Genomic DNA, 23,429 nt, shown 5'->3' on the forward strand with positions numbered 1-23,429 from the left:
TCATATAGGAGGTCTTGGAAGTATGGAACTGGACCTGGCAGGAATGCACCAGCTCGCAGCTGGGCAGGGAATCGATCCCGAGACGCTGGATGCCGCACTCTCGGAAGCGTTGCGACTGGCATATCTGAAAACGCCGCACGCGGCGAAGCATGCTCGTGTGGAGCTTGATCCGCGTGCCGGAAGCTTTACTGTTTGGGCTCAGGATGAGATTCCGGTCGAACCGACCGAGGATAATCCTTACCCTGCGCCGACTCTGGGCGAGGAATATGATGACACTCCGCGTGACTTTGGCCGCTTGGCCGCAGCCACCGCGCGTCAGGTCATCGGCCAGCTGTTCCGCAAGGCCGAGGACGACAAGGTGTTCGGCGCGTTCTCAGGGCAGAAAGGCAAGCTGATCACCGGTATCGTGCAGCAGGATGTGAAGGATACCTCCAATGTGCACGTGGCCGTTGGCGATGTCGAAGCGTTGCTGCCCCGCCGTGAGCAGGTGCCGGGAGAACGTTACCGCCACGGTGAGCGCATTCGCGTATATGTGGTGAATGTTGCACGTGGTCTCAAGGGACCGGAAATCGTAGTGTCCCGCTCCCATCCGGAGCTGGTTCGCCGCCTGTTCGAGCGTGAGGTTCCGGAACTGGTTTCCGGCGCCGTGTCGATTATGGCCATTGCTCGTGAGGCCGGCGCCCGCACCAAGATCGCGGTACGAGCTAATACCGAAGGCGTCAATCCGAAGGGTGCCCTGATCGGCCCCGGCGGCGCTCGCGTGCGTGCGGTGATGGAGAATCTCGGACCGGAAAAGATTGATATCGTCGACTGGTCTGCCGATCCGGCGAAGTTCGTCGCTGCGGCGCTGTCTCCGGCGGTCGCCACCGGTGTGCAGGTGATCAGCGAGAAGAACCAGACCGCAATCGCCTTCATCCATGATGATCAGCTGTCTCTTGCCATCGGCAAGGAAGGCCAGAACGCACGTTTGGCCGCCAAACTGACCGGATGGAAGATCGGCATCGAATCCGCCGAGGCACACGCCAAGAAGATGGCCGAAGCGCAGGCTTCGACCAGCGAGGAAACCGCCGAATAACCAACACTTTCAGCAACGGCAAGCCCGTGGGGATTCAATCCACGGGCTTGAGTATGCTGGACTCGATAATCCAAAGCGTGGGGGTTCATGCCGTCATGCCCAGGGAAAAGACGAGGTATCACGAACATGGTTGCACGATGAGAAGGAACAAGCTCGCCGTGAATCAGTAGCGGTCGCGCTCGTATGCGCGCGGCCCAAGATAGGAGAAATTGAGTGCCGAAAGCACGCGTATATGAACTTGCCAAGGAACTTGGCGTTGACAGCAAGACTGTTTTGAACAAACTTGAGGCGATGGGCGAATTTGTGAAGTCTGCATCGTCCACCGTTGAACCTCCGGTTGCCCGTAAGCTGAGGAATGCTTTCGCTTCCAACGCGAAGGGCAACGCATCCGAATCCAAGAAGCCTGCGGCTCCGGCCAAGAAGCCGGCTGCCCCCGCAGCTTCGCCCACTCCTGCGCCTCGCGCCACCCCGGCTGCTCCCGCGGCATCCGCGGCAAAGCCTTCCGCTCCAAAGCCGGCACGTCCTACCGCATCCAAGTCCGAAGCTCCGAAGCCCGGGCAGCGTATGCCTCGTCCGGGTGATTCCCGCCAGCATGGCAATCGCGCCAACGGCAACGCCCCACGTCCGCAGGGCGAACGCCATCAGGGCGGCAAGCCAGCTCCGGTTCCGGGACCTCGCGCACAGCGCAACAATACCAATGCTTCGCAGGGCGGCAATGGCAACAATGCCGCCAATGGTGCGAAGCCGCACACTCCGGGTCCGCGTCCGGGCAACAATCCGTTCAGCCGCAAGCAGGGCATGCACACCCCAACACCGGGTGACATTCCGCGTCCGCATCCGATGAACCGTCCGAACGCCAACAACAATGGCGAAGGCCGTCGTGGCGGCCGCCCGGGGCAGGGTGGCGGCCAGCGTGGTGGTTTCCGCGGTCGTCCGGGTCAGGGCGCCGGTGCGAAGCCGGGCCAGTGGGGCCAGCATCGTCCGGGGCAGGGTGGCGGCCAGCGCCCTGCAGGCGGTGGCAACCGTTTCGGTGGCGGTTCCAATGCCAACGGCGGCGGTTTCCAGGGCGGTAATAGCGCTCCGAGCAACGGTCCAGCACGCGGCGGCGGTCGCGGTCGCGGCGGTGCTGCAGGCGCATTCGGACGTCAGGGCGGCAAGTCCTCGAAGGCCCGTAAGAATCGTCTGGCAAAGCGTCAGGAATTCCAGGAGATGAAGGCCCCGGTCATCGGCGGCGTGCGCATTCCTACTGGCAACGGCCAGACCGTTCGTCTGCGTCAGGGCGCATCCCTCGCCGATTTGGCCGAAAAGATCAACGTCAATCCGGCTGCTTTGGTCACCGTGCTCTTCCATCTTGGTGAGATGGCCACGGCAACCCAATCCTTGGACGAGTCCACCTTCCAGATCCTCGGCGAGGAAATCGGCTGGGATATCAAGATCGTGTCTGCCGAAGAGGAAGACAAGGAGCTGCTGCAGCAGTTCGACATCGACTTGGATGAGGAAGAACTGCAGGAGGATGAGGATCTGAAGCCGCGTCCGCCGGTCGTTACCGTGATGGGCCACGTCGATCATGGTAAGACCCGACTGCTCGACACCATCCGCCGTACCAACGTCATCGCACGTGAGGCCGGTGGCATCACCCAGCGTATCGGTGCATACCAGGTGACCGTCGATCTTGAGGGCGAACCGCGTAAGATCACGTTCCTTGATACCCCAGGCCACGAAGCCTTCACCGCCATGCGTGCCCGTGGCGCCGAGCTCACCGACGTCGCGATTCTTGTGGTCGCGGCGGATGACGGCGTGATGCCGCAGACCGTGGAAGCCATCAACCACGCGCAGGCAGCCAACGTGCCGATCGTGGTAGCCGTCAATAAGATCGATAAGCCGGGAGCGAACCCCGACAAGGTCCGCGGCCAGCTCACCGAATACGGTCTCGTGCCGGAAGAATACGGTGGCAGCACCATGTTCGTCGACATTTCCGCCAAGCAGGGCACCAATGTCGACAAGCTGCTCGAAGCCGTGCTTCTTACCGCCGATGCTGAGCTTGATCTGCGTGCCAACCCGGATATGGACGCTCGCGGTGCCACCGTGGAAGCTCGACTCGACAAGGGCCGTGGTGCCGTGGCGACCGTGCTTGTTCAGTCCGGTACGCTGCACATCGGCGACTCCATCGTCGCTGGCACCTCCTACGGACGTGTCCGCGCCATGCTTGACGAGAACGGCAACCATATGAAGGAAGCCGCGCCGTCCACTCCGGTGCAGGTGCTTGGCTTGACCTCCGTGCCGACCGCAGGCGACCTGTTCCTGGTGGCCTCCGACGACCGTACCGCACGCCAGATCGCCGAGAAGCGTCAGGCCACCGAACGTGCCGCCCAGCTGGCCAAGCGTCGCAAGGTCGTGTCTCTGGAAAGCCTCAAGGAGCAGTTCGCCAAGTCCGAAGTCGACATGCTCAACATCGTCATCAAGGGCGATTCCTCCGGTTCTGTCGAAGCGCTGGAAGATTCCTTGATGAAGATCGAAGTGTCCGACGAGGTCGGCATCCAGGTGATCCACCGCGGCGTCGGCGCCATCACCCAGAACGACGTCAACCTGGCTACCGTCGACAAGGCCGTCATTATCGGCTTCAACGTTCGCCCGAACCGTCAGGTGGCGGATCTGGCCGAACGTGAAGGCGTGGAAATCAAGTACTACTCGATCATCTACAAGGCCATCGAAGACATCGAGGCATCCCTCAAGGGCATGCTCAAGCCGGAATTCGAAGAGGTCGTCACCTCCCACTCCGAGATCCGCGAAATCTTCCGTTCCTCCAAGTTCGGCAACATCGCGGGTGTCATGGTGCAGGACGGCGAAGTCAAGCGCGGTACGAAGTGCCGTATTCTGCGCAACGGCATCGCAACCGTCAACGATCTTGAGATCTCCTCGCTGCGTCGTTTCAAGGACGACGTCACTTCCGTCAAGGAAGGTTACGAAGCGGGTATCAACCTCGGTTCGTTCAACGATATCGAGCTTGGCGATATTATCGAGACTTTCGAAATGCAGGAAATCGAACGTAAGTAGCCGATTGACTCGAACCAGCGATCGATAACAGGAAAGGAACGCCCACAGCTGACATACGGCTGCGGGCGTTCCGCAATACAACAAGAACTTATTTCAAGAACTAAGCTGATACATTTATCTGATTGAAGGACGATAATGGCAGGAACCAATCCTCGCGCCGCCCGTATCGCGGCGTTGATCCAACGTGTGATCGCATCCTCCATGGAGGCGCAGCTGCACGACAAGCGTCTCGCAAACGTGACCATCACCGAAGTGCGTGTGACCAATGATCTGCAGATCGCCAAGGTCTACTGGACCCAGCTTGGCCGTGAAGGACACGAGCAGGGTGAACGTCGCCGCGCACAGCAGGCGTTGAACCAGGCCAAAGGCCGTCTGCGTTCCCTCGTGGGCACTAAGGCCGGCTTACGCCTGACTCCGCAGCTCGAATTCGTGTTTGACGAGGTGCCAGGCGAAGCACATGAGATCGAAGATATTCTCGCCATCGCGCGCAAGCGTGACGAAGAGCTCGCCAAGACCCGCGAAACCGCGCAGTATGCGGGCGAGGCCGATCCGTACAAGCATCCGGAAGAGGATGTTGACGATGATTTCGACGATGACGACGTCGAAGTCGAAGATTGGGACGATGACGAAGAAGCCTGAACATTCCGGTCTGCTGGTCATCGACAAGCCGCAGGGCGTCACCAGCCATGACGTGGTCGCGGCCGTACGCGGCGCCCTGCATATGAAGCGAGTCGGGCATGCGGGCACGCTCGATCCGATGGCCACCGGCGTGCTGGTGGTCGGATTCGGCAATGCCACGCGACTGCTCAACTACATTGTCGACCATAACAAAACGTACGAGGCCACCATTCGCCTTGGGCAGCGCACCACCACGGACGATGCCGAAGGCGAGTTGCTGCCGGGGGAGCGGACAGCGAGCTTTCCCTCGCGTCAAGCTGTGGAACAGCTGATCGCAGAACGGTTCACCGGGCGCATCGAACAGGTACCGAACGTCTACTCCGCCATTAAGGTCAACGGCCATCGCGCTTACGATCTGGCGCGCGAAGGCAAGGACGTGGAGCTTAAGGCACGCCCTGTGACCATCGAAGAGTTCAACGTGCGGCAGGCGCGTTACGGCTACACGCATAGCGATCATGCCGGCGCGGAACTTGCTGGCGCAATCGTGGACGAGACGGCAGGCGATGGATGGATTGCCGACACCGCACTGCATGAAGACATGCAGCCCGTTATGGAACTCGACGTGACCGTGACCTGTTCCGCAGGTACCTACATTCGCGCGCTCGCACGCGATTTAGGTGAGGAACTCGGGTTGGGAGGCCATCTGACGATGTTGAGACGCACGCGCGTCGGCAGATTCTCGGTGGATATGCCCAACGTCATGAGCGCCCACGCTGAATCCAAAACATTCACCAATCGTGAAGGCACGGAAGTGACGCGCAATCGTGCGGTACTTGACGATGCCGATCATGCGCTCGATCATGCGCTAGATCCCGTGGCCAGTGCCGCGGCTTCCATGAGTATGCTGGCCGTCAGCGAGCAGGAGGCGGCCGACTTGCGTTTCGGACGCAGAATCGCACATGACATACATACGACCACGGCGGCGTACGTTGAGAAAACCAACGATTTGGTCGCCATCCTTGAACGTGCGAAACGTGGTGAGGCCAAACCGGTCGCGGTATTCAACTGAACCATCCAATCAGACTACAGACACGAATCCATACACAAGAAGGACATGATGAAGACAATCACGCTCACGCCTGATGCCAGTGGCATGGTGGATTGGCCTACACTGAGCAACGATAAGAAATCCGTGGTGACCATCGGTTCGTTCGATGGCATGCATCAGGGCCATCAGGCGGTGATTCGCCGCGTGGTGGAAGTCGCCAAGAAGGAACAGTCCTTCTCCGTGGTGGTGCTGTTCGATCCACGCCCCGCTTTGGTACACGGTTATGCGGCGAAGAACGGTGGTCAGGAGCCGCCGACCGGTATGGCTGACACGCAAGCGCTCACCAGCATGCAGGAGCGTCTTCGCACCATCAACAAGCTGGGAGTGGATTACACGCTCATCGTGCACTACACACTGGCATTCGCGGCGAAATCATACCGATTCTTCCTCGGTCAGATGGTCGGCAAGCTGGGTATGCGCGCCTTGGTGCTCGGTTCCGACGCGGCCATGGGTGCGAATCGCGCCGGAGACGTGAAAGCCATTGAGGATCTCGCGCTCGCTACTGGTGTGTTCCAGCTTGAAGTGGTTGATGATCGAGGTCCCGGAGAGACCCGCGTGCCAGCCAATGCCCAACCGGTTACGCCGACCGGCCATGGCGAGCCGGCAGACCCGCTGGAAGGCGCTTCCAAGGCGGAACGCCGCGCATGGAGCAAGAAGAACCAAGCCAAGCTCGTGCGTGTGTGGAGTTCCACGAATGTGCGTTACCTGCTTGGCCGGGGACGCATCAAGGACGCCGATGCGATTCTGGGGCATCCGCACGCCGTGGAAGGCATTGTGGTGCACGGCGAGGAGCGTGGACGCACCATTGGATTCCCGACGGCGAATTTGAGTGACAATGTTGCCGGTTATCTGCCGGTTGACGGCGTGTATGCGGGTTGGCTCGTTGATTTGGGAGCGAAGACTACGGAGAGCGACCATGCGGAAGCGGCGTCCGATGGTATTTCGCAACAGTTTGACTCGTCTTTCGTTGACGCCCGCCTTGCCGATCATTCGCCATATCGTTGGCCCGCTGCGATTTCCATTGGCACCAAGCCGACCTTCAACGAGGCGACCGGCATGAATGAGCGTGTGGTCGAGGCCTACGCCATCACCGACGATTGGCTTGATTTGTACGATCATCAGGTGCGTGTGGAATTCGTAGGATTCCTGCGTCCTCAAATCAAATTCGATTCTGCGCAGGATCTGGTCGACGAGCTGAAGCGCAATGTCGAGGAGACCAAGCGAATTACTGCCTGATACTAATCGCAGCAATAATCGCAATAATAATCACGATAATGACAGTGATTAGTGAATGCTGGTATTTTCGATAAATTCGTATCAGTATTCAAAAAATAGCGGGGTTCTTACGTGAGAATCTACGTAAGAACCCTACTAATATAGTGTTATATAATTATGGAATTACCATAAGATTAATTGCGGAAATGAGAGAAGAATTCCTTTGTTTCCGGATCTTGCGATTCATCCATGACCTCATGTGCGAAGCTCATTTCATGGGTCGTCATAAGGATCGTGGTGCCCTGCTCTTTGAGTTCGGCCACCATGTTCAGCACCTCGCCCACCAGCATCGGGCCAAGCGCCTTTCCTTAATCCGTCTTCTCTGCCCACGCATTGCGTTGCAGCTGCATAAGCATAATGTATATGCTTCGCGTGTACACATGCGAAAACGGTATGTAGGGTGTGCTATCGCAACATGGCGTCAAGCGCATCCTGCAATGTGTCGACCTGAACGATCGACAATCCGGGAATCGCGATTTCCCTACGTAATGTTGGCACTACAGCGGTGGTGAAGCCAAGACGGGCCGCCTCTCGCAACCGGTATTCCAATCGCGGCACCGGACGCACCTGCCCGGTCAGCGAGATCTCACCGACCGCACATGTGGTGCGACTGATCGCCTTCGATTTCGCGGCGCTCGCCAACGCGCCCACAATCGCCAGATCGCAGCCCGGCTCGCGCGCCTGACCGCCGGCGATCGTGGAAATATACAGGTCGTTTGCCAGAAGATTGACGTTGCCATGCCGGTACAGCACCGCCACCAGCATGGCGATGCGGTTCGCGTCCACGCCATTCGCGGCACGTCTCGGCGTCGGCAGCACGGATTTGGTGACGAGCGACTGCACTTCGATGGGAAGACTGCGATGCCCATCCAATGTGAATGTCACGCACGTGCCCTCCACCGGAGTGGGATTGGCGGAATTGGAAGACGACAGAAAAAGCCCCGACGGGTCCGTCACCTCTTCGATGCCTTCGCCGCTCATATCGAAACAGCCGACCTCATCGGTGGGTCCGAAACGATTCTTCACCGCGCGCAGCATGCGAAGCGCGGTTTCGGCATCCCCTTCGAACTGGCAGACCACATCGACGAGATGTTCCAACGTGCGTGGGCCGGCAATTGAGCCGTCTTTGGTGACATGACCGACTAATAATACCGGAATATCAAGCGTTTTGGCGGTGTCGATCAGCGCGCTCGCCACTTCGCGCACCTGCGTCGACCCTCCAGAAATGCCGTCGACTTCCTGCGAGACGATGGTCTGTGCGGAATCGACGATGGCCAGCGCAGGCTTGTTTTGCTCGATCAGTCCAAGCACGGTCGACAGGTCGGTGGTGGCGGCCAGTAGCAGATTCGGCTCGACTGCGCCTATTCGTGAGGCCCGCATGCGCACCTGCGCTTGCGATTCCTCACCGGAAATATACAGCACCGTGTTGCGTTCCGGTTGTGCCGCGCAAAGACGGGCCACGTTGCCGGCGGTTTCCAGCAGCAGCGTCGATTTGCCGATGCCCGGTTCACCTGCGATGAGCGTTACGGAGCCGGGTACAATGCCGCCGCCGAGTATGCGGTTGAATTCCGTGAAACCCGTGCTGATTCTGGAAATGTTTTCCGTGCCGATTTCCGTGATGGGCTTCGCGGCGGAAGCAGGCACCGCATGTGATTGCGTGCGCGATGTGCGCCCGGGGGCTGCGGTGCGTTTCGAAGCGGCGGGACGGGCCTCATGAAATTCCTCGATGGTGCCCCACTGGCCGCATTCGGGGCATCGGCCCAGCCATTTCGGGCCGTTCCAGCCGCATTCGGAACATACAAATTGCGAGGACGTCTTTGCCATACCGCCGACAATACGGATATTTTGAGACAAGTGTTCGCCGCGATGTTAAGGGGGGTGTTGATGCGGGAGTGCTGCGTGATTGCGTATCCCGGCTTTGAGCGTCTTACGGATGTGAAAGAATAACAGCCATGTCTAATACGCAAACTTCCTCTTCCCATGGCAAGCTGATTGTGGCTGTCGTTGCCGCCGCTTTGGTGGTTGTACTCGCTTTGGTATCCGCTTTTATTTGGCCCGGCTGGGCGTTGAACAGGGGTGACGAGGCGGGATCCCAAGGCGCCACTACCTCTCAGGGAGCGTCGCAGGATGCCTCTGAGCCGACTACGCCGTCCATCGACGCGGTGGCTTTGCCGGATGGTGCCAGCGAACTGCTGAAGGCCATGCCTGATTCCGTACTGAATTTCGCACGTACCAAGGCCGATGCCAGCACTTCCTGGAGTGGCGCGTCTCCGGTTGAGGAGTACACGTTGACGTATTCAACTGGCACGGACGGTCAGGAAGTCACTCTTGAAGTGGCGCAGTGGTCCCAAGACGAGGATGCGCAAAGCCAGTACGACAATCTGACCGGCGCCATGACCGGCAAGGAGCTGGGCAGCGGCAATGTGAAGGTTTCCGGCGAGGCTACCGGCTCCTACAGTGCCAAAACCGATCCGAACGATGAGACCAAGGCCATTGCCGTCTGGCGTAACGATACCGTGGTGTTCCAAGCCACTGGTGCCAAGGATTCGGTGCAGCGCTTCTACCAGCAGTTTCCGCTGTGACATTTGGTGGTCGGATACTAGACTCGCATGATGCACGCATAATTCTGTCGTGTCCTATGAGGGTTGTGGTTGATCTGATTTTCCAATAAGAAGGTGCGTGCTTCCACCATGTGAATGCGGTTGTGCGCGTTCGTCCCCGAAGCAGTGTAGTATTGGGCAAGTTGCAAACTTTTACCCTTTGAGTTTAAGAACGGAGGCTGAGATGGGCTCGGTCATCAAGAAGCGCCGCAAGCGCATGAGCAAGAAGAAGCACCGCAAACTGCTTCGTAAGACTCGCCACCAGCGCAAGTAGTCTTCAGGCGCGGTTGAAGCGTCGCTTAAACAAAATCCCGCATATCTTTTCTGATATGCGGGATTTTTGCATATCTCAAGGAAATAAACGAAAATCACGAAAACGAAGTCACAGGCAAAATGCAACATCAAAGTCAATAAATGCAAATGAGGCTGTGCGTTCGATGTGAACGCACAGCCTCATAAGGGTTCGCGGAACTTCCTCTACTGCTCTAATCTCACTTGTTGGAGTTGGTGAGCACGCGCGGGCCGTTCGGATCGCCTACGATGACCTGATCCACCATGTGCAGGAACAGGCCGTGCTCCACCACGCCGACGGTGTTGATGAGGTCTTCGGCCAGAGCTTCCGGGTGTTCGATGCATTCGAGGTGCAGGTCGACCACGTAGTTGTTTTCGTCGGTACGCACCGGATGGCCTTCGGCGTCGAGGCGAAGCACCGGCTTGTAGCCGCGGGATTCGAACTTCTTGACGACCTGGCCCGCGCCGAACGGAATCACCTCGACCGGCAGCGGGAACTTGCCGATGGTGTCGACGACCTTGGATTCGTCCACGATCCACACGATCTTGTTGGAGTTGGTGGCCACGATCTTCTCCCACAGCAGGGCAGCGCCGCCGCCCTTGATACCGTTGAAGTTCTTGTCGACCTCGTCGGCGCCGTCAATGGTCACGTCGATGTGATCAACGTCATCGATGTCGACGATCTTGATGCCGTAGCCTTCGGCCTGCTCCTGGGTGCGGCGAGAAGTGGTCACGCCGGTGAACTCCAGGCCTTCCTCCTGCACGCGGCGACCGAGCTCGTCGACCAGGAAACGCACGGTCGAGCCGGTGCCCAGACCTGCGATCATGCCGTTCTGAATCAGCTTGGCAGCTTCGATGCCGGCTGCTTTCTTCAATGCGTCCTGCTGTGCCTTGTCCATGATCCTCCTTCGATATGGGGTTAAGACCGTCTCCATATTATCGGATGTGTTGATTTTTGTACGTTTGTCGACATGTCTTGGCCGATGATGTGCAATCAATTGCTGGCAAATGTTTTCACGAGGTGTTTCACGCGCTTTTTTTGGATGGGGATATGGGTTTCGGTGTGCGATTCCGCTAATTGTGTTTGACTGCGAACGGCGCGTCCTCCAATACCAGTGTGCCATCGCCCTGCACATACCCTTCCACCGCGATGTAGCCGCAAATACGGCGGAGTCCGCCGTCGAACGTCGGACTGGAATTTGGCGGGGGAGTGAAACGAATGGTGCCCGACACCGACAGTCCCGAAGGGCTTTTCCGGCGTGGTTGCTGGGATTGTTGCGGTTGCGTCGCCGATTGTGGTGCGCCTGCTTGCGATTCCTGTGTTTCTGGTGATTTCAGGGAGTCGACGATTTCATCAGACTGCGTCGCCGATTGCTCGGATTGCGTTGGCTGCGCCGTTCCGTCGGATGCATTTTCTGCGTCTTCACGCGGGAAATAATCCGTTTTGATCAGCATTTCCGCATACGATTTGTGCGGTGCAGTGGTGTCGGATGGCGTGGAGTCGGACGTCGCGGTGTCGGATGGCGTGGAGTCGGATGCGGTCGTGGCAAGCACGGTGGTCGGTTCCAGCATTTTGTCGGATTCTGCCGTCATTCCGTTTGGGGGCAACGGCAACGTCGCCTCGTCGGGTGCGGGGTATCCTTCGGACTCCACCAGCATGTCCGCTATGGAACGCGGCCGCGGTTCCGGATCGGACACGTCCATCAGAACGTCGGTCGGAGAACCGCCGGCGGATTCGCCCTGTCCACGTCCGATATGGTATTCGTCCGAAGTGATTTTGCCGTCGAGCAGCATCTGAGCATCGTCGGGAACATCGGTGCCTTGCGAGTATTCGGAAGCCAGCAGCGATTGCCAGCCCTCCAAAGGAAGATATCCTTCGCGAACCTTCGAACGGCAATCGCCGGCATAAGTGCGCGCAAGCTCATCCACCTTCTCGTTGCCCGCATTGCCGGCATGGCCCTTGACCCATACGAATTTCACCGATCCAGGACGTTTGGAAATCTCGGCGTCGATTGCGCGAATCAAATCCGCGTTCTTCACCGGCTTCTTCTGCGAGTTCTTCCAGCCGTTCTTCTTCCAGCCATGTACCCACGTGGTGGAACAGTTGATCGCATACTGCGAATCGGTTTCGATCACCAACGGTTCGGAACCGGGATGCGCGCGCAACGCCTCCAGCACCGCGCACAGTTCGCCGATCTGGTTGGTGCCGTTCGTTGCTCCACCGGCGTCGCAATCACCTTCATGGTGGTGTCCCGGCTTGCCGCCCGTCGCGAGTTCGTGATCGGCCCAACCCCAACCCATCGGACCATTCGGATTACCCAAAGCGGAACCGTCTGTAGAAACCGTAATCGTCATGTCTCTACCCTACGAAAGCCGCAAGACGCCTATCATACGGAGCGAATCGCGTCTGACGGGCGAACAGTCAGTCATCCAAACACAGCATGACGGAAGTGCGGAACGGTGTGCCGTCATAATCGAACGACGTCGTGCCGTGATGCCGTTTGCATGGCTTCGTTTGAAATATTCCGTGCACATGACGGCCATCGGTTGGCGTTCGGCGTCATAGTCTTCGACGATGGCGATGCGCATTGTTCACCTCCCATGCAGATTTCCCATGCAGATTGGCGGGGCCTCTGGGCTGAGCGTTGCGTCGTCATCAGTCAAGCGGAATGCGAAGCGGGGCAGTAGGAAGACGGTCGCGTGCGCTTCATGCCAGAATTTGACGTTTCATGCCATATTGCGATTCGTATTTGGTTGATTTGTATTTGGCTGGATATGCGAGAAGCCCACCTTCTTCTCGAAAAGAAGGCGGGCTTCCCGATGGATTTTACGAATGATTGGCGAACGGCTGGATTATGCCGATTCGACGATTATCACTCGGCCAAGGCTTTGTCCACGACTTCGGTGGCTTCGGCGAGCACCTTGTCAAGAGCCTCCGGGGATTCGAAGGACTCAGCGTACACCTTGTAGATGTTTTCGGTGCCGGACGGGCGTGCCGCGAACCAGTTGTTCTCGGTGGTGACCTTCAGGCCTCCGATCTTGGCGTTGTTGCCCGGAGCCTCGGTGAGTTTGGCGGTGATGTTTTCGCCGGCCAGCGTGGTGGCAGCAACGTCGTCGCCGGAAAGCTTGGCGAACTTCTGCTTCTGCTCCAGCGTGGTAGGCGTGTCGATACGCTTGTACCAGCTTTCGCCGAAGCGCTCCACCTGCTCCTGATGCAGCTGTGCCGGGTTCTTGCCGGTCTTGGCGGTGATTTCCGCAGCCAGCAGATCAGGGATCAGACCGTCCTTATCGGTGGTCCACACGCGGCCGTCCTTGCGCAGGAAGCTCATGCCGGAGCTCTCTTCGCCGCCGAAGGCGACTTCACCCTTGAACAGCGGATCAACGAACCACTTGAAGCCGACCGGAACCTCAACGAGCTTGGCGTCGATGGAAGCGGCCACGCGGTCGATCAGGGAGGAGGAGACCAGCGTCTTGCCGATGCCGGCGCCTTCCGGCCAGCCCGGGCGATTGCCGCCGAACAGATACTCCACGCACACGGCGATGTAGTGGTTCGGATTCATGACGCCCCAGTTCGGGCATACGATGCCGTGGCGGTCGGCATCCGGATCGGTGCCGCCGACCAGATCGTACTTGTCCCAAGCGCCGTTGTTGAGGGAGTCCACGAGGCCCTTCATTGCGTACGGTGAACTCGGATCCATGCGAATCTTGCCGTCGTGGTCGATGGTCATGAAGCTCCAGGTCGGGTCGACCTGCGGGCGCACCACGTCGATGGTCAGGTTGAACTTCTCGTTCATCAGCGGCCAGTAGTTGACGGAAGCGCCGCCGAGCGGGTCGATGCCCAGGCGCACGCCGGAGGAACGGATTGCGTCGAAGTCGATGACGTTCTCCAGATCGGCGACATAGTGCTCACGGAAGTCGAAACGTTCGACCAGGTCGGACTTGACGGCCTGCTCGAACGGAACACGCTTGATGTTCTTGAAATCGCCGAGCAATTCGTTGGCGCGGTCGGCGATGGCGTTGGTGACGTCCGCCGGAGCCGGGCCGCCGGTGACCGGGTCATACTTGAAGCCGCCATCGGTCGGCGGGTTGTGCGACGGGGTCACGACGATGCCGTCGGCCAGACCTTCGCCGGTGAAGCGCTGGGTACCGTCAGCTGCGCGGTTGTGGGTCAGGATGGCCTGAGACACAACCGGGGTCGGGGTGAAGTCGTCGCGCGAATCGATGCGCACGGTCACGCCGTTGGCGACGAGCACTTCGATGGCGGTCTTCCAAGCCGGCTCGGACAGGGCGTGGGTGTCGCGGCCGATATACAGCGGGCCGGTCACGCCGGCCTTTTTGCGGTATTCGGCGATGGCCTGGGTGATGGCGACGATGTGGGCCTCGTTGAACGAGGTCTTCAGGGACGATCCGCGGTGGCCGGAGGTGCCGAAGGAGACACGCTGCTCGGGAACGTTGGGGTCGGGGACGACGTCATAGTACTTGCCGATGACCTCGTTGACATTGATTAAATCTGCTGGGGTGGCGGGCATTCCCGCATTGTTTGCAACCATAGCCACTATTCTGCCACGCTTTTGCTGCGAATGTGCGTAATTGTCCCATTATGTGCGATGAATACGTTGTCTATTTATTGCATGCTCAGATATAAATATAAGTATTTTCGATAATGATGGATTGTGCTTTCGGTCGATTTGCGCAATGTCAGATGATGGTGTATAGTTCCATGCTATTCGACTGAAGCAGGGTTGCTAGTCAACATAATGACGCAAGACCTGAGATGTGGTTTAACTATAGTCATATCTCAGGTCTTTTTTGTTGCCCGAAGCAGTGTTGCTCGGATCGAATCGGTTGTAAGGGAAAGAAAGGAAAACAGGATGGCTGACTCACTCGCAGCGCAGATCATCGCTGCAATCGGTGGTCATGAAAACGTTCGCAGTCTGACGCATTGTGCCACTCGACTGCGCTTTGAATTGGTCGATGCATCCAAGGTCGATCAGAACAGTCTCGAGCACATGCAAGGCGTGCTCGGTGCGGTACCGCAGAGCGGTGACCGTTTTCAGGTAGTAATCGGCGGTGGCGTTGCCACCGTGTACGAAAACATCATGCATCTGCCCGAAATGGCCAGTGTCGGCGGTACCTCCGCATCCGGCGATGGTCAGAAGAGCAATGCCGACGTTAAGGCCGAAGCCCGTTCCAAGGCCCGCGGCAAGGTGGCCTGGCTGGACTCCTTCTTCGAGTATCTCGCCGATTCTTTCCGCCCGATTCTGGGCGTGCTGCTCGGCGCTTCCATCATCATCGCGCTGATCAACCTGCTTATTTCGCTGGACGTCATTCCGAATGACGAAGCCTCCGCGGGCTGGGTGTTCGTGAAAGCCATCTGGAAGGGTGTATTCTACTTCCTGCCGATCATGGTCGCCTACAACGCAGCCAAGAAGCTCAAGGTCGACCCATGGCTGGGTGGTGCCATCATGGCCATCCTCATGACCCCGCAGTTCACCGGCTTGATGGACGCCAAGACCACCACGTGCGTGGAGAATGCCGCGCTGGGCACTAAGTCTTGCACGGCCAGCATATTCGGTCTGCCGATGGCATTGAGCGACTATTCCGGCAACGTGTTCGTGCCGCTGCTCATGGCTGCCGTACTTGCTCTCGTCTACCACGGGCTGAAGAGGATCATCCCCGAAAGCGTCCAGCTGGTCTTTGTGCCGTTCTTCTGCCTGATCATCGTTGGCGCACTGACCGCCTTCATCATCGGTCCGATTGGCGTGTGGGTCGGCAACGGTCTCGGCGTCGGCTTGGCCTGGATGAACACCCATGCTCCGTTCATCTTCGCCATCATCATTCCGATGCTGTACCCGTTCCTCGTACCGCTCGGTTTGCACTGGCCGCTCAACGCCCTGATGCTCATGAACATCCAGACTCTCGGTTACGACTTCATCCAAGGCCCGATGGGCGTGTGGAACTTCGCCTGCTTCGGCGCTACGGCTGGTGTGCTCTTCCTTGCTGTGCGTGACAAGGACAAGGACATGCGCCAGACCGCTCTGGGTGCGCTCGCGGCCGGCCTGCTCGGTGGCGTTTCCGAACCGTCCCTGTACGGCATTCACCTGCGTTACAAGCTCATCTACAAGCGCATGCTGGTGGGCTGCGGTCTCGGTGGCGTCGTCATCGCCATCCTTGGTTGGCTCTTCCCGTCCGTCACCGCCGCCGGCCAGACCGTGCATGGCGTGACCACCACTGCCTTCGCATTCACCTCGTTGCTGACCATTCCGGTCTTCAATCAGATGTGGGTGTATGCAGTGTCCATCGCCGTGTCCTTCCTCACCTCCTTCCTGCTGATCATCACCTTCGACTACCGCACTCCGGAGCAGAAGGCTGAAGTGCTGGCCCGCAAGTCCGCCAATCAGAAGGACGCTGTCTCGTCGGTCGAAGCCAAGGGCGCCGCTCCGGCTGCTGCCACTGCGACTGCCACTGCTGCCGCTACCAAGACCGAAGCCCCGGCTGCTGCTGCCGCCACCGACGAAGTGAACGCTCCGGTCGCAGGCCATGTGATCTCCCTGGACGAAACCGGCGATCCGGTGTTTGCATCCCGCGCACTAGGCGAAGGCGTCGGCATCCAGCCGGCAGACAGCACTGTCGTAGCGCCGGTATCCGGCGTGCTGCAGACTGTCGCCGAAACCGGTCACGCATTTGGCATCAAAACCGATGATGGCGTGGAAGTGCTCGTGCACGTCGGCATCGACACGGTGAAGATGAACGGCGAAGGCTTCGATGTGAAGGTCAAGGCCAACGAACACGTGAACGCGGGGGACACCCTCGTTGTCGTCGACTTTGATAAGGTTAAGGAAGCTGGATACAGCACCACCACATTGATGACGGTGCTGAACACAGTGGCCTTCGCGTCCGTCACGCCAAAGACCGGCGTCGACGTCAAGGCCGGTGAGTCGGTGATCGACATTCAGCGCTGACCAATCGCATAGTCGGAAGGGACCGGCATGGACGTTCTTCGCGTATTCAACAATAATGTCGTACTGGCAAAAGACGGCAATGGTGAGGTGATTCTCACTGGTCGCGGCATAGGCTTCCAAGCCAAGCCCGGCCAGCATGTTGACGACGCGAAGATCGTCCGTCGGTTCGTTCCCGCAGATGGCAAGGATCCCGACCATATGGCCCAACAGGTGGCCGGGATCCCGCCCGAAATCATTCGTCTCGTTACGGACGCCATGAACCGCACAGGTCTGAAGGAACAGGCTGACAGGCAGCCTGCATTGGTTCTGGCGTTATCCGACCATGTTTGCGGTGCGATTCGTCGATCGCAAAACAAGCAAACAATCGAATATCCACTGGAAGCCGAAGTGCGTTCGCTCTACGCGAGTGAATACGCCAAAGGCAAAGCTCTGGTCGATGCGATGAACACGTACCTGGGCGGCGCCCTGCCGGATTGTGAAGCTGTGGCTTTGGCCTTGCATCTGGTCAATGCAGGCTTCTCCACCGGAGATCTTTCCGCCACATACACCATGACCGGCGTCATCCAGCAAATGCTGACGGTCATCGAAGGCTATTACGGTATCAACCTTGACCAGCGCAGCGTCAATGTGGCGCGTTTCATTACGCATCTGCGCTATCTTTTTGTGCGCATCCACCAACATGAACAGCTTGATGACGAGCCTGAACCAATCGTGGAATCCATCAAAACCTCATATCCGAAAGCATCGGATTGCGCGAACAAACTCGCGATCATCATCAAAATGCGACTGAATGCAAGTCTTTCGCAAGCGGAAATCGCCTATCTCACCTTGCATATCGCACGAGTGACTTCTCATGCGGCGGAATCGCATGAGAATGACAATATCAATGCATAACCTGCATAAAATGCATAATCATCGTAATAAATAATTATTGATAATTACGATTAATAGTTACTGATTTACATTGGCAGTATTGGCTTCGTGCGCTTCCGGCACGCGCACGCACAACGACTTACGTTCCACGCTGAAACGAATATGCTGCGTTTCGGGAAGCATATCGCCGTCAACCTGCGCCAAAACAGGCTTCTCCAACTTGATTTCCGCGCTGACGCCCTGAATCTGGTCAACCGTGGAATTCGTGGAAAGCGGACTCTGCTGTGCCTTGCCGGTAATCGTCTGATGCAGCACATCGCCAAACAGATTCGCCCAACCGATCAAACCGCCGGACGTGTCAATAATCTCATAATCGAGGATGCCATCATCGTATACGGCGTCGGGCATGAGTGAAAACACCGGAATCTGACCGCAATTGCCAGCCATGAACGTGCGGAACGTCAGTCCGTGCGTGGTGTGCGTGCTGCCATCCGCGCTGGTGATGGTCACGTCTCCCTTGTACTTCGGGGCGAACAGATTCTTCACGCCCGACACGAAATAGGCGAGCCAGCTGATGTTCTTCTTCAACTCAGGATCGGTGTCATCGATCATCACCGCATCGAATCCGATACCTGCGATAATAAGGAACGCATGGCCATGATCGGCGGTTTCATCATCGAGCAACGTCAAACGGCCGACATCCACCAAACGCGAGCCGTGAGACGTTGCAACGGTCAACGCCGCATCGATATCATCCACGGGAATGCCCATATTGCGGGCAAACAGATTGCCGGTGCCAATAGGGATGATGCCCAGCGCGTGGCCGGTTCCCGAAAGCGCGCTCGCCACCGTGCGCACCGTGCCGTCGCCGCCAACCGCGACCACTACATCGGCGCCATGCTCCAACGCTTCTAACGCGCAGGCGCGACCATCCTTATCAAGCTGTGTTTCGATATATTCGATCTGCGTAAGATGCTTCGCTTCGCAGAACTCCTGAATATGCTGTTTGCGCTGTTCCGCTTGGGGCTTTGACGGATTGATCACGAACGCATAGTGCACCTGATCGTCGTCGCGCTTGTCGAGCTGCTTGGCAAGCCTACGGCGCTTATATTCGCGCACCGCGAAAAAGACGGACGTGCACACCGCTGCGACCGCAAGAACGACAATCACAATGATAACTGGCATAGGCATGTCACCTATTGTTCACGTAAGACGCGAAAAAAGCGAATCAAGCACGATTTATTCGACGATTCCTGCACGTTGTATGCAAAAACGAGAGGCTTGCGGCGAGTGTCGGCTTTCGGCACTAGTCTAGGAATCATGCTTGATATCCAATTCATTCGTGAACATGCTGACGTTGTTAAGGAATCCCAGCGCAAGCGTGGCGAATCGGTCGAACTGGTCGACGAGGTGCTGCGCTCTGACGAGGTTCGTCGTTCCTCTCTGAAGGAATTTGAGGCTGCACGTGCGCAGCAGAAGGAAATTGGCAAGAAGGTCGCCGCGGCTCCGGCCGACGAAAAGGCCAAGTTGATTGCCGAAACCAAGGAACTCTCCCAGAAGGTTTCCGAATACAAGGCCGCAGCGGACGCCGCAGCCGAAAAGTACACCACCGCCATGTGGAAGCTCTCCAACGTGGTTGAGCCGGAAGCTCCGGAAGGCGGCGAAGACGATTACGTGGTGGTCAAGAAGGTTGGCCAGATCCGTGATTTCGCAGCTGAAGGTTTCGAACCGAAGGACCACCTGACCCTCGGTCGCGGCGTTGCCGGCATTGATATGGAACGTGGCGTGAAGGTCGGCGGTTCCCGCTTCTACTTCCTGCGCGGCCAGGTGGCCCGCATGCAGATAGCCATGCTCACCATGGCTGTGGACCAGGCCGAGGAGCATGGCTTCACGCTGGCCATCACCCCGACGTTGGTGCGTCCGGAAGTGATGCGCGGCACCGGCTTCCTCAACTCCCACGCCGACGAAATCTACCGTCTGCGTGAACCTGACGAGCAGTACTTGGTCGGTACCTCCGAAGTGGCGCTCGCAGGTATGCACGAGAACGAGATTCTCGACCTGTCCAACGGTCCGCTGCGCTACTGCGGCTGGAGCTCCTGCTACCGCCGTGAAGCCGGCGCCGCTGGCAAGGATACTTCCGGCATCATCCGCGTGCACCAGTTCGACAAGGTGGAGATGTTCGTCTACACCAAGCAGGAGGACTCCTACAAGGAGCATGAGCACCTGCTGGCCATGGAACAGGAGATGCTCGGCAAGGTTGAGGTGCCGTACCGCATTATCGACACCGCTGCTGGCGATCTGGGCTCCTCCGCGGCTCGTAAGTTCGACTGCGAGGCTTGGGTTCCGACCCAGGGCCGCTACCGCGAGCTGACCTCCACCTCCAACTGCACCGAATACCAGGCGCGTCGTCTGAACATTCGCGAACGTATGGAAGATGGCGGTACCCGCGCCGTTTCCACGCTGAACGGTACGTTGGCCACCACCCGTTGGCTGGTTGCTATCCTCGAGAACCACCAGCAGAAAGACGGCTCCATTGTCATCCCGCAGGCCATGCGTGCCTACATGGGTGGCAAGGAAGTCATCGAGCCTACCAAGTGGGAAGCCTGATAGAGTTTGGGTTTGCTTGGCAGAGTCTGATAGCTTGGATTGCTCGGTTGAGTTTGGCGACTCGGGTTTGTTTATCGGTTCCACTGAGTTGCTCAGCTGCTGAACTGTCGAAGCGGACTTCTGAAATGCGAAATACGGAAGTCTGAGGATGTCTGGCATTTGGCACTTGCCGATTTCTGGCTTTTCTGGCTTATGGGAAGGGACTCGCGGTTGAGCGGGTCCCTTCTTTTTTGTTTTTACCGCATTCTTCCTTTATTCTTGCTCGCTTTCTTCCCCTCGTTCTTTGGGTTGTGCTATATTAGCGTTTCGTGCGTGATGCACATGGGTAGGTGTCTGAGCGGTCTAAAGAGACGGTCTTGAAAACCGTTGAGGTGCAAGCCTCCGCGAGTTCGAATCTCGCCTTACCCGCCTACAAGGCTTACTGAGAGCGCTCTAAGCACCCGGTAAGCCTTTTTGTTGCTGCAATCCGGGTAAACTCCACCCAAGTTCGGCTCAGCACCGTCCAAGTCTTAATTCTTCCATCCACTGGAACAATCTTCCCGCTAGGGAGCGCGTGAAAGTCCGTATTCTTCCATTCACTGGAACAATCTCCCCGCTGACGGTCCTGTGAGCGTACCGATTCTTCCAGTGGGTGGAGGATTTGGGACGCTGGAAGAAAACGCGTCGATACTGGAGAAAACCGCGGATTCGGTCTTTCTTTTGTCCGAAAGACACAGCTTTGATGCGGATGGGGAGCTTGTGGAATATGTTCGATCATTTCTTGATCCGAGCCATTTCACCATGCATGTCACTGTTGGAGAAAGGAGTTTGCGTTGAGTTTGCAGGTGAGAGAACGGGCTATGGGGGCCATGGCTGGGCTTGCGTTGGGCGATGCGTTGGGAATGCCTACGCAAAGCATGTCGGCCGAGCAGATTCGCCGGTATTACGGTGGTCCGATCACGAAGCTTATGAATGCCGTGCCGCAGCAGCCGATCGCGCCGAATATGAAAGCCGGTGCCGTCACCGATGACACGGAACAGGCTTTTGTGCTCGCACAGCGACTTATCGACGATAACGGCTGCATTGATAACAGCCGATATGCTCACGATTTGCTGCAATGGGAAGCCACGATGAAGGCCAAGGGATCGCTTGACCTGCTGGGACCTTCCACCAAAGCCGCGCTGCAAAAACTCACCGAAGGCGTAAGTCCGGAAGAGACCGGCCGGTTCGGCACCACCAACGGCGGTGCAATGCGCGCCACTCCCGTGGGTGTCGCATTCCGCCCGGGCCAAGCGCTCGCCGACGCTGCCTGGCAATCCTGTGTGGTGACGCATAACACGGTGCAGGGCATTGAGGCAACCACTTTGGTGGCTGCGGCGGTGAGCTTTGCCATTGAAGGAGAACGTGACTTTTTGCACCTCGCGGTGGAATTCGTGCAGAAGCTTCCGCAGCGTGGCAATTGGTCAGCAAAGGCCTCGGTGCTTGCGCGTGTGCAGTATTTCATGAATTGGGCCGAAACTGATGGATGCAGGCTCAATGATGACGAATTCGCTGCTGTGCTGCAGCGGGATTGCGGTACCAGCGTGGAGTCGAACGAGTCCGTGGCCGCCGCTTTCGCCATTGCGACGCGTTTTTTTGACGATCCCACGCATGCTTTGTGTTTCGCGGCTTCTGTTGGTGGCGACACTGACACCATTGCGGCTATTGCGGGTGCGATGCTGGGTGCGTGGCATGGTGTGCAAGGTTTCGACGAAACCATGCTTGATCGGGTGCTTTCGCAACTTGATGAAGATAGTCACCTTGATTTGGTCGGCACTGTCACGTCGCTAAGCGCGTTACGTGATGATAGTGCGCTTAATGATGCAAATATCGTTTGATCTGCAGGATCCGTAGTTGGTGAAACTATGGCGGAAGTGCGAAAGGCATTGCAATGACTGGAAAAGTTATTTCTCTTGGGCAGGTTATTGTCGATCTGACCATGAATGTGGACGCGGTGCCGCGTGCGGGTGAAGATGTGTTCGCCGGCAATGTGCAAACGCAGGTTGGTGCCAGCTTCAACACGCTGTATGCCGTTCGCCGTATGGGTGTTCAGGCATCTCATGCTGGTGTGATTGGTACGGGGCCATGGGCTTCGCAGATTCTGCAAACGTTGGAAAATCAAGGAATTCAGCATGTTGGCAAGCGGGATGCCGTTCGCGATTCGGGATTTTGCGTGGCGTTGACCGATGCGAATGCTGAACGGACGTTCATTTCGACGAGAGGTGCGGAAGCGTATGGCAGTGCCGATGCGTTTGATTCCGTGAATCCAGAAAAGCAGGATGTCGTGCATGTGAGTGGATATACGTTGGTGCATCGCACGGCGGACGCACTGCTTGCCTTTGCGAAAAGAACGACTGAACATCGTGAGTTCACTGCGGTATTCGATCCTTCTCCGATGATCGCGACGGTTGATGATGACGTTTTTCGCGCGATGCTCGCATATCGTCCGATATGGTCGTGCAATGAACGTGAGGCAATGTTGATTGCACGACGTTTGGCGGCGCTCGATAATGGTAATTCTTGCGATTGCAAGGTTTCGCAAGATATTTTGCAAGAGATTGAGAACGCGAATGTCAATGAAGAGACGGTTGCGTGGCTGTGCGATCGATTGCGATCTTCTGTAATCGTTCGCGTGGGTGCAGATGGTGCGTGGTTGGCGATTCCCGGTGGCGAAGTGCTGCGAATTCCAGGTTTTCCAATGAAGGCGGTGGATACCAATGGCGCCGGTGATTGTCACACAGGTGTGCTGTGCGCCCTGCTGTGCGAAGGCGTGCCGTTGAAGGATGCTGTACGTTGCGCCAATGCCGCTTCGGCGTTGGCTGTGACGCGGCGAGGGCCAGCTACCTGCCCTGATCGAAAGGAGGTTGAGCGGCTTCTGGGAGGATCGTTCTAAGACTTATAGTACAAATGACTATAAGTGGTTATATCATGTGCACAATTGCGCTGAT

Annotated in this window: 17 protein-coding genes, 1 tRNA gene and 1 pseudogene; 13 read left to right on the top strand and 6 right to left on the bottom strand. The window is 57.7% G+C overall.

All coding sequences use genetic code 11. From position 1 onward, the window contains the following. Positions 1-22: 22 nt before the first annotated feature. The 5 genes from nusA (at position 23) to ribF (ending at position 7,091) form a co-directional block, all read left to right on the top strand. The gene (gene nusA, locus WMO36_RS00895) at positions 23-1,075 is read left to right on the top strand and encodes a transcription termination factor NusA (RefSeq protein WP_099570951.1); all 1,053 of its coding nucleotides are present in this window, start codon (positions 23-25) and stop codon (positions 1,073-1,075) included. Between the two features lie 213 nt (positions 1,076-1,288). Further along, positions 1,289-4,129 (top strand): translation initiation factor IF-2, encoded by a 2,841-nt coding sequence (infB, locus tag WMO36_RS00900; protein ID WP_349076438.1) that lies wholly within the window; start codon positions 1,289-1,291, stop codon positions 4,127-4,129. 135 nt (positions 4,130-4,264) lie between these two features. Next, a complete protein-coding gene (rbfA, locus tag WMO36_RS00905) occupies positions 4,265-4,768 on the top strand; it encodes a 30S ribosome-binding factor RbfA (protein WP_271724522.1) in 504 nt (167 codons plus the stop codon). Next, a complete protein-coding gene (gene truB, locus WMO36_RS00910) occupies positions 4,752-5,816 on the top strand; it encodes a tRNA pseudouridine(55) synthase TruB (protein WP_302146338.1) in 1,065 nt (354 codons plus the stop codon). The genes rbfA and truB overlap by 17 nt, the downstream gene beginning before the upstream one ends. A 48-nt stretch (positions 5,817-5,864) precedes the next feature. Further along, on the top strand, positions 5,865-7,091 hold the full coding sequence (gene ribF, locus WMO36_RS00915) for a bifunctional riboflavin kinase/FMN adenylyltransferase (RefSeq protein WP_349076534.1): 1,227 nt from the start codon (positions 5,865-5,867) through the stop codon (positions 7,089-7,091). A 173-nt stretch (positions 7,092-7,264) separates the two neighbouring features. Here the strand turns inward: ribF and WMO36_RS00920 are convergent. Both WMO36_RS00920 and radA read right to left on the bottom strand, forming a co-directional pair. Beyond that, positions 7,265-7,432: pseudogene (locus tag WMO36_RS00920) on the bottom strand (peptide ABC transporter ATP-binding protein); the annotation flags it as partial. A 103-nt stretch (positions 7,433-7,535) separates the two neighbouring features. Then, positions 7,536-8,954, bottom strand: a complete 1,419-nt coding sequence (gene radA / locus WMO36_RS00925) for a DNA repair protein RadA (protein ID WP_250778993.1) — start codon at positions 8,952-8,954, stop codon at positions 7,536-7,538. Positions 8,955-9,082: 128 nt separating this feature from the next. Between radA and WMO36_RS00930 the strand changes: the two genes are divergently transcribed. Beyond that, a complete protein-coding gene (locus tag WMO36_RS00930; RefSeq protein WP_349076443.1) occupies positions 9,083-9,712 on the top strand; it encodes a hypothetical protein in 630 nt (209 codons plus the stop codon). Between the two features lie 202 nt (positions 9,713-9,914). Beyond that, a complete protein-coding gene (locus WMO36_RS00935; protein ID WP_004268639.1) occupies positions 9,915-10,004 on the top strand; it encodes a 30S ribosomal protein bS22 in 90 nt (29 codons plus the stop codon). Between the two features lie 217 nt (positions 10,005-10,221). Here WMO36_RS00935 and rpiA read toward each other — a convergent pair whose 3' ends face one another. From rpiA to pgm, 3 genes are all read right to left on the bottom strand, one after another. Further along, entirely contained in the window at positions 10,222-10,920 is a 699-nt protein-coding gene (gene rpiA / locus WMO36_RS00940; protein ID WP_316103901.1) for a ribose-5-phosphate isomerase RpiA, read from the bottom strand. A 175-nt stretch (positions 10,921-11,095) separates the two neighbouring features. Further along, positions 11,096-12,376, bottom strand: coding sequence for a ribonuclease H family protein (locus WMO36_RS00945; RefSeq protein ID WP_271724524.1), 1,281 nt, complete (start codon positions 12,374-12,376; stop codon positions 11,096-11,098). A 518-nt stretch (positions 12,377-12,894) separates the two neighbouring features. Further along, positions 12,895-14,571 carry a phosphoglucomutase (alpha-D-glucose-1,6-bisphosphate-dependent) gene (pgm, locus tag WMO36_RS00950; protein WP_302146347.1) on the bottom strand — a complete coding sequence of 559 codons (1,677 nt, stop codon included), beginning with the start codon at positions 14,569-14,571 and terminating at the stop codon, positions 12,895-12,897. A 321-nt stretch (positions 14,572-14,892) separates the two neighbouring features. Here pgm and WMO36_RS00955 point away from each other — a divergent pair, with 321 nt between their 5' ends. Then, positions 14,893-16,983: a glucose PTS transporter subunit IIA gene (locus WMO36_RS00955; protein WP_349076447.1), complete on the top strand. Its 2,091-nt coding sequence runs from the start codon at positions 14,893-14,895 to the stop codon at positions 16,981-16,983. 27 nt (positions 16,984-17,010) lie between these two features. Continuing rightward, the gene (locus WMO36_RS00960) at positions 17,011-17,877 is read left to right on the top strand and encodes a PRD domain-containing protein (protein ID WP_302146351.1); all 867 of its coding nucleotides are present in this window, start codon (positions 17,011-17,013) and stop codon (positions 17,875-17,877) included. 57 nt (positions 17,878-17,934) lie between these two features. Here WMO36_RS00960 and WMO36_RS00965 read toward each other — a convergent pair whose 3' ends face one another. Then, a complete protein-coding gene (locus WMO36_RS00965) occupies positions 17,935-19,047 on the bottom strand; it encodes a diacylglycerol/lipid kinase family protein (protein WP_271724528.1) in 1,113 nt (370 codons plus the stop codon). A 129-nt stretch (positions 19,048-19,176) separates the two neighbouring features. On the opposite strand from WMO36_RS00965, the gene serS reads away from it, so the two are divergent. The 4 genes from serS (at position 19,177) to WMO36_RS00985 (ending at position 23,374) form a co-directional block, all read left to right on the top strand. Continuing rightward, positions 19,177-20,463 carry a serine--tRNA ligase gene (serS, locus tag WMO36_RS00970; protein ID WP_099570940.1) on the top strand — a complete coding sequence of 429 codons (1,287 nt, stop codon included), beginning with the start codon at positions 19,177-19,179 and terminating at the stop codon, positions 20,461-20,463. A 323-nt stretch (positions 20,464-20,786) separates the two neighbouring features. Continuing rightward, positions 20,787-20,871: transfer RNA gene (locus WMO36_RS00975), tRNA-Ser, on the top strand. A 404-nt stretch (positions 20,872-21,275) separates the two neighbouring features. Beyond that, positions 21,276-22,319, top strand: a complete 1,044-nt coding sequence (locus WMO36_RS00980) for an ADP-ribosylglycohydrolase family protein (RefSeq protein ID WP_494324457.1) — start codon at positions 21,276-21,278, stop codon at positions 22,317-22,319. Positions 22,320-22,372: 53 nt separating this feature from the next. Then, the gene (locus tag WMO36_RS00985; RefSeq protein ID WP_250779006.1) at positions 22,373-23,374 is read left to right on the top strand and encodes a PfkB family carbohydrate kinase; all 1,002 of its coding nucleotides are present in this window, start codon (positions 22,373-22,375) and stop codon (positions 23,372-23,374) included. Positions 23,375-23,429 lie beyond the last annotated feature (55 nt).

Source organism: Bifidobacterium hominis (genome assembly GCF_040095915.1).
GTDB lineage: Bacteria > Actinomycetota > Actinomycetes > Actinomycetales > Bifidobacteriaceae > Bifidobacterium > Bifidobacterium hominis.

Coding starts and splice junctions, on each gene's coding strand:
- WMO36_RS00960 (WP_302146351.1), top strand. CDS start 17,011: ATGGACGTTCTTCGCGTATTCAACAATAATGTCGTACTGGCAAAAGAC.
- radA (WP_250778993.1), bottom strand. CDS start 8,954: ATGGCAAAGACGTCCTCGCAATTTGTATGTTCCGAATGCGGCTGGAAC.
- WMO36_RS00945 (WP_271724524.1), bottom strand. CDS start 12,376: ATGACGATTACGGTTTCTACAGACGGTTCCGCTTTGGGTAATCCGAAT.
- WMO36_RS00935 (WP_004268639.1), top strand. CDS start 9,915: ATGGGCTCGGTCATCAAGAAGCGCCGCAAGCGCATGAGCAAGAAGAAG.
- pgm (WP_302146347.1), bottom strand. CDS start 14,571: ATGGTTGCAAACAATGCGGGAATGCCCGCCACCCCAGCAGATTTAATC.
- rbfA (WP_271724522.1), top strand. CDS start 4,265: ATGGCAGGAACCAATCCTCGCGCCGCCCGTATCGCGGCGTTGATCCAA.
- WMO36_RS00955 (WP_349076447.1), top strand. CDS start 14,893: ATGGCTGACTCACTCGCAGCGCAGATCATCGCTGCAATCGGTGGTCAT.
- WMO36_RS00930 (WP_349076443.1), top strand. CDS start 9,083: ATGTCTAATACGCAAACTTCCTCTTCCCATGGCAAGCTGATTGTGGCT.
- WMO36_RS00985 (WP_250779006.1), top strand. CDS start 22,373: ATGACTGGAAAAGTTATTTCTCTTGGGCAGGTTATTGTCGATCTGACC.
- truB (WP_302146338.1), top strand. CDS start 4,752: ATGACGAAGAAGCCTGAACATTCCGGTCTGCTGGTCATCGACAAGCCG.
- ribF (WP_349076534.1), top strand. CDS start 5,865: ATGAAGACAATCACGCTCACGCCTGATGCCAGTGGCATGGTGGATTGG.
- serS (WP_099570940.1), top strand. CDS start 19,177: ATGCTTGATATCCAATTCATTCGTGAACATGCTGACGTTGTTAAGGAA.
- rpiA (WP_316103901.1), bottom strand. CDS start 10,920: ATGGACAAGGCACAGCAGGACGCATTGAAGAAAGCAGCCGGCATCGAA.
- nusA (WP_099570951.1), top strand. CDS start 23: ATGGAACTGGACCTGGCAGGAATGCACCAGCTCGCAGCTGGGCAGGGA.
- WMO36_RS00965 (WP_271724528.1), bottom strand. CDS start 19,047: ATGCCTATGCCAGTTATCATTGTGATTGTCGTTCTTGCGGTCGCAGCG.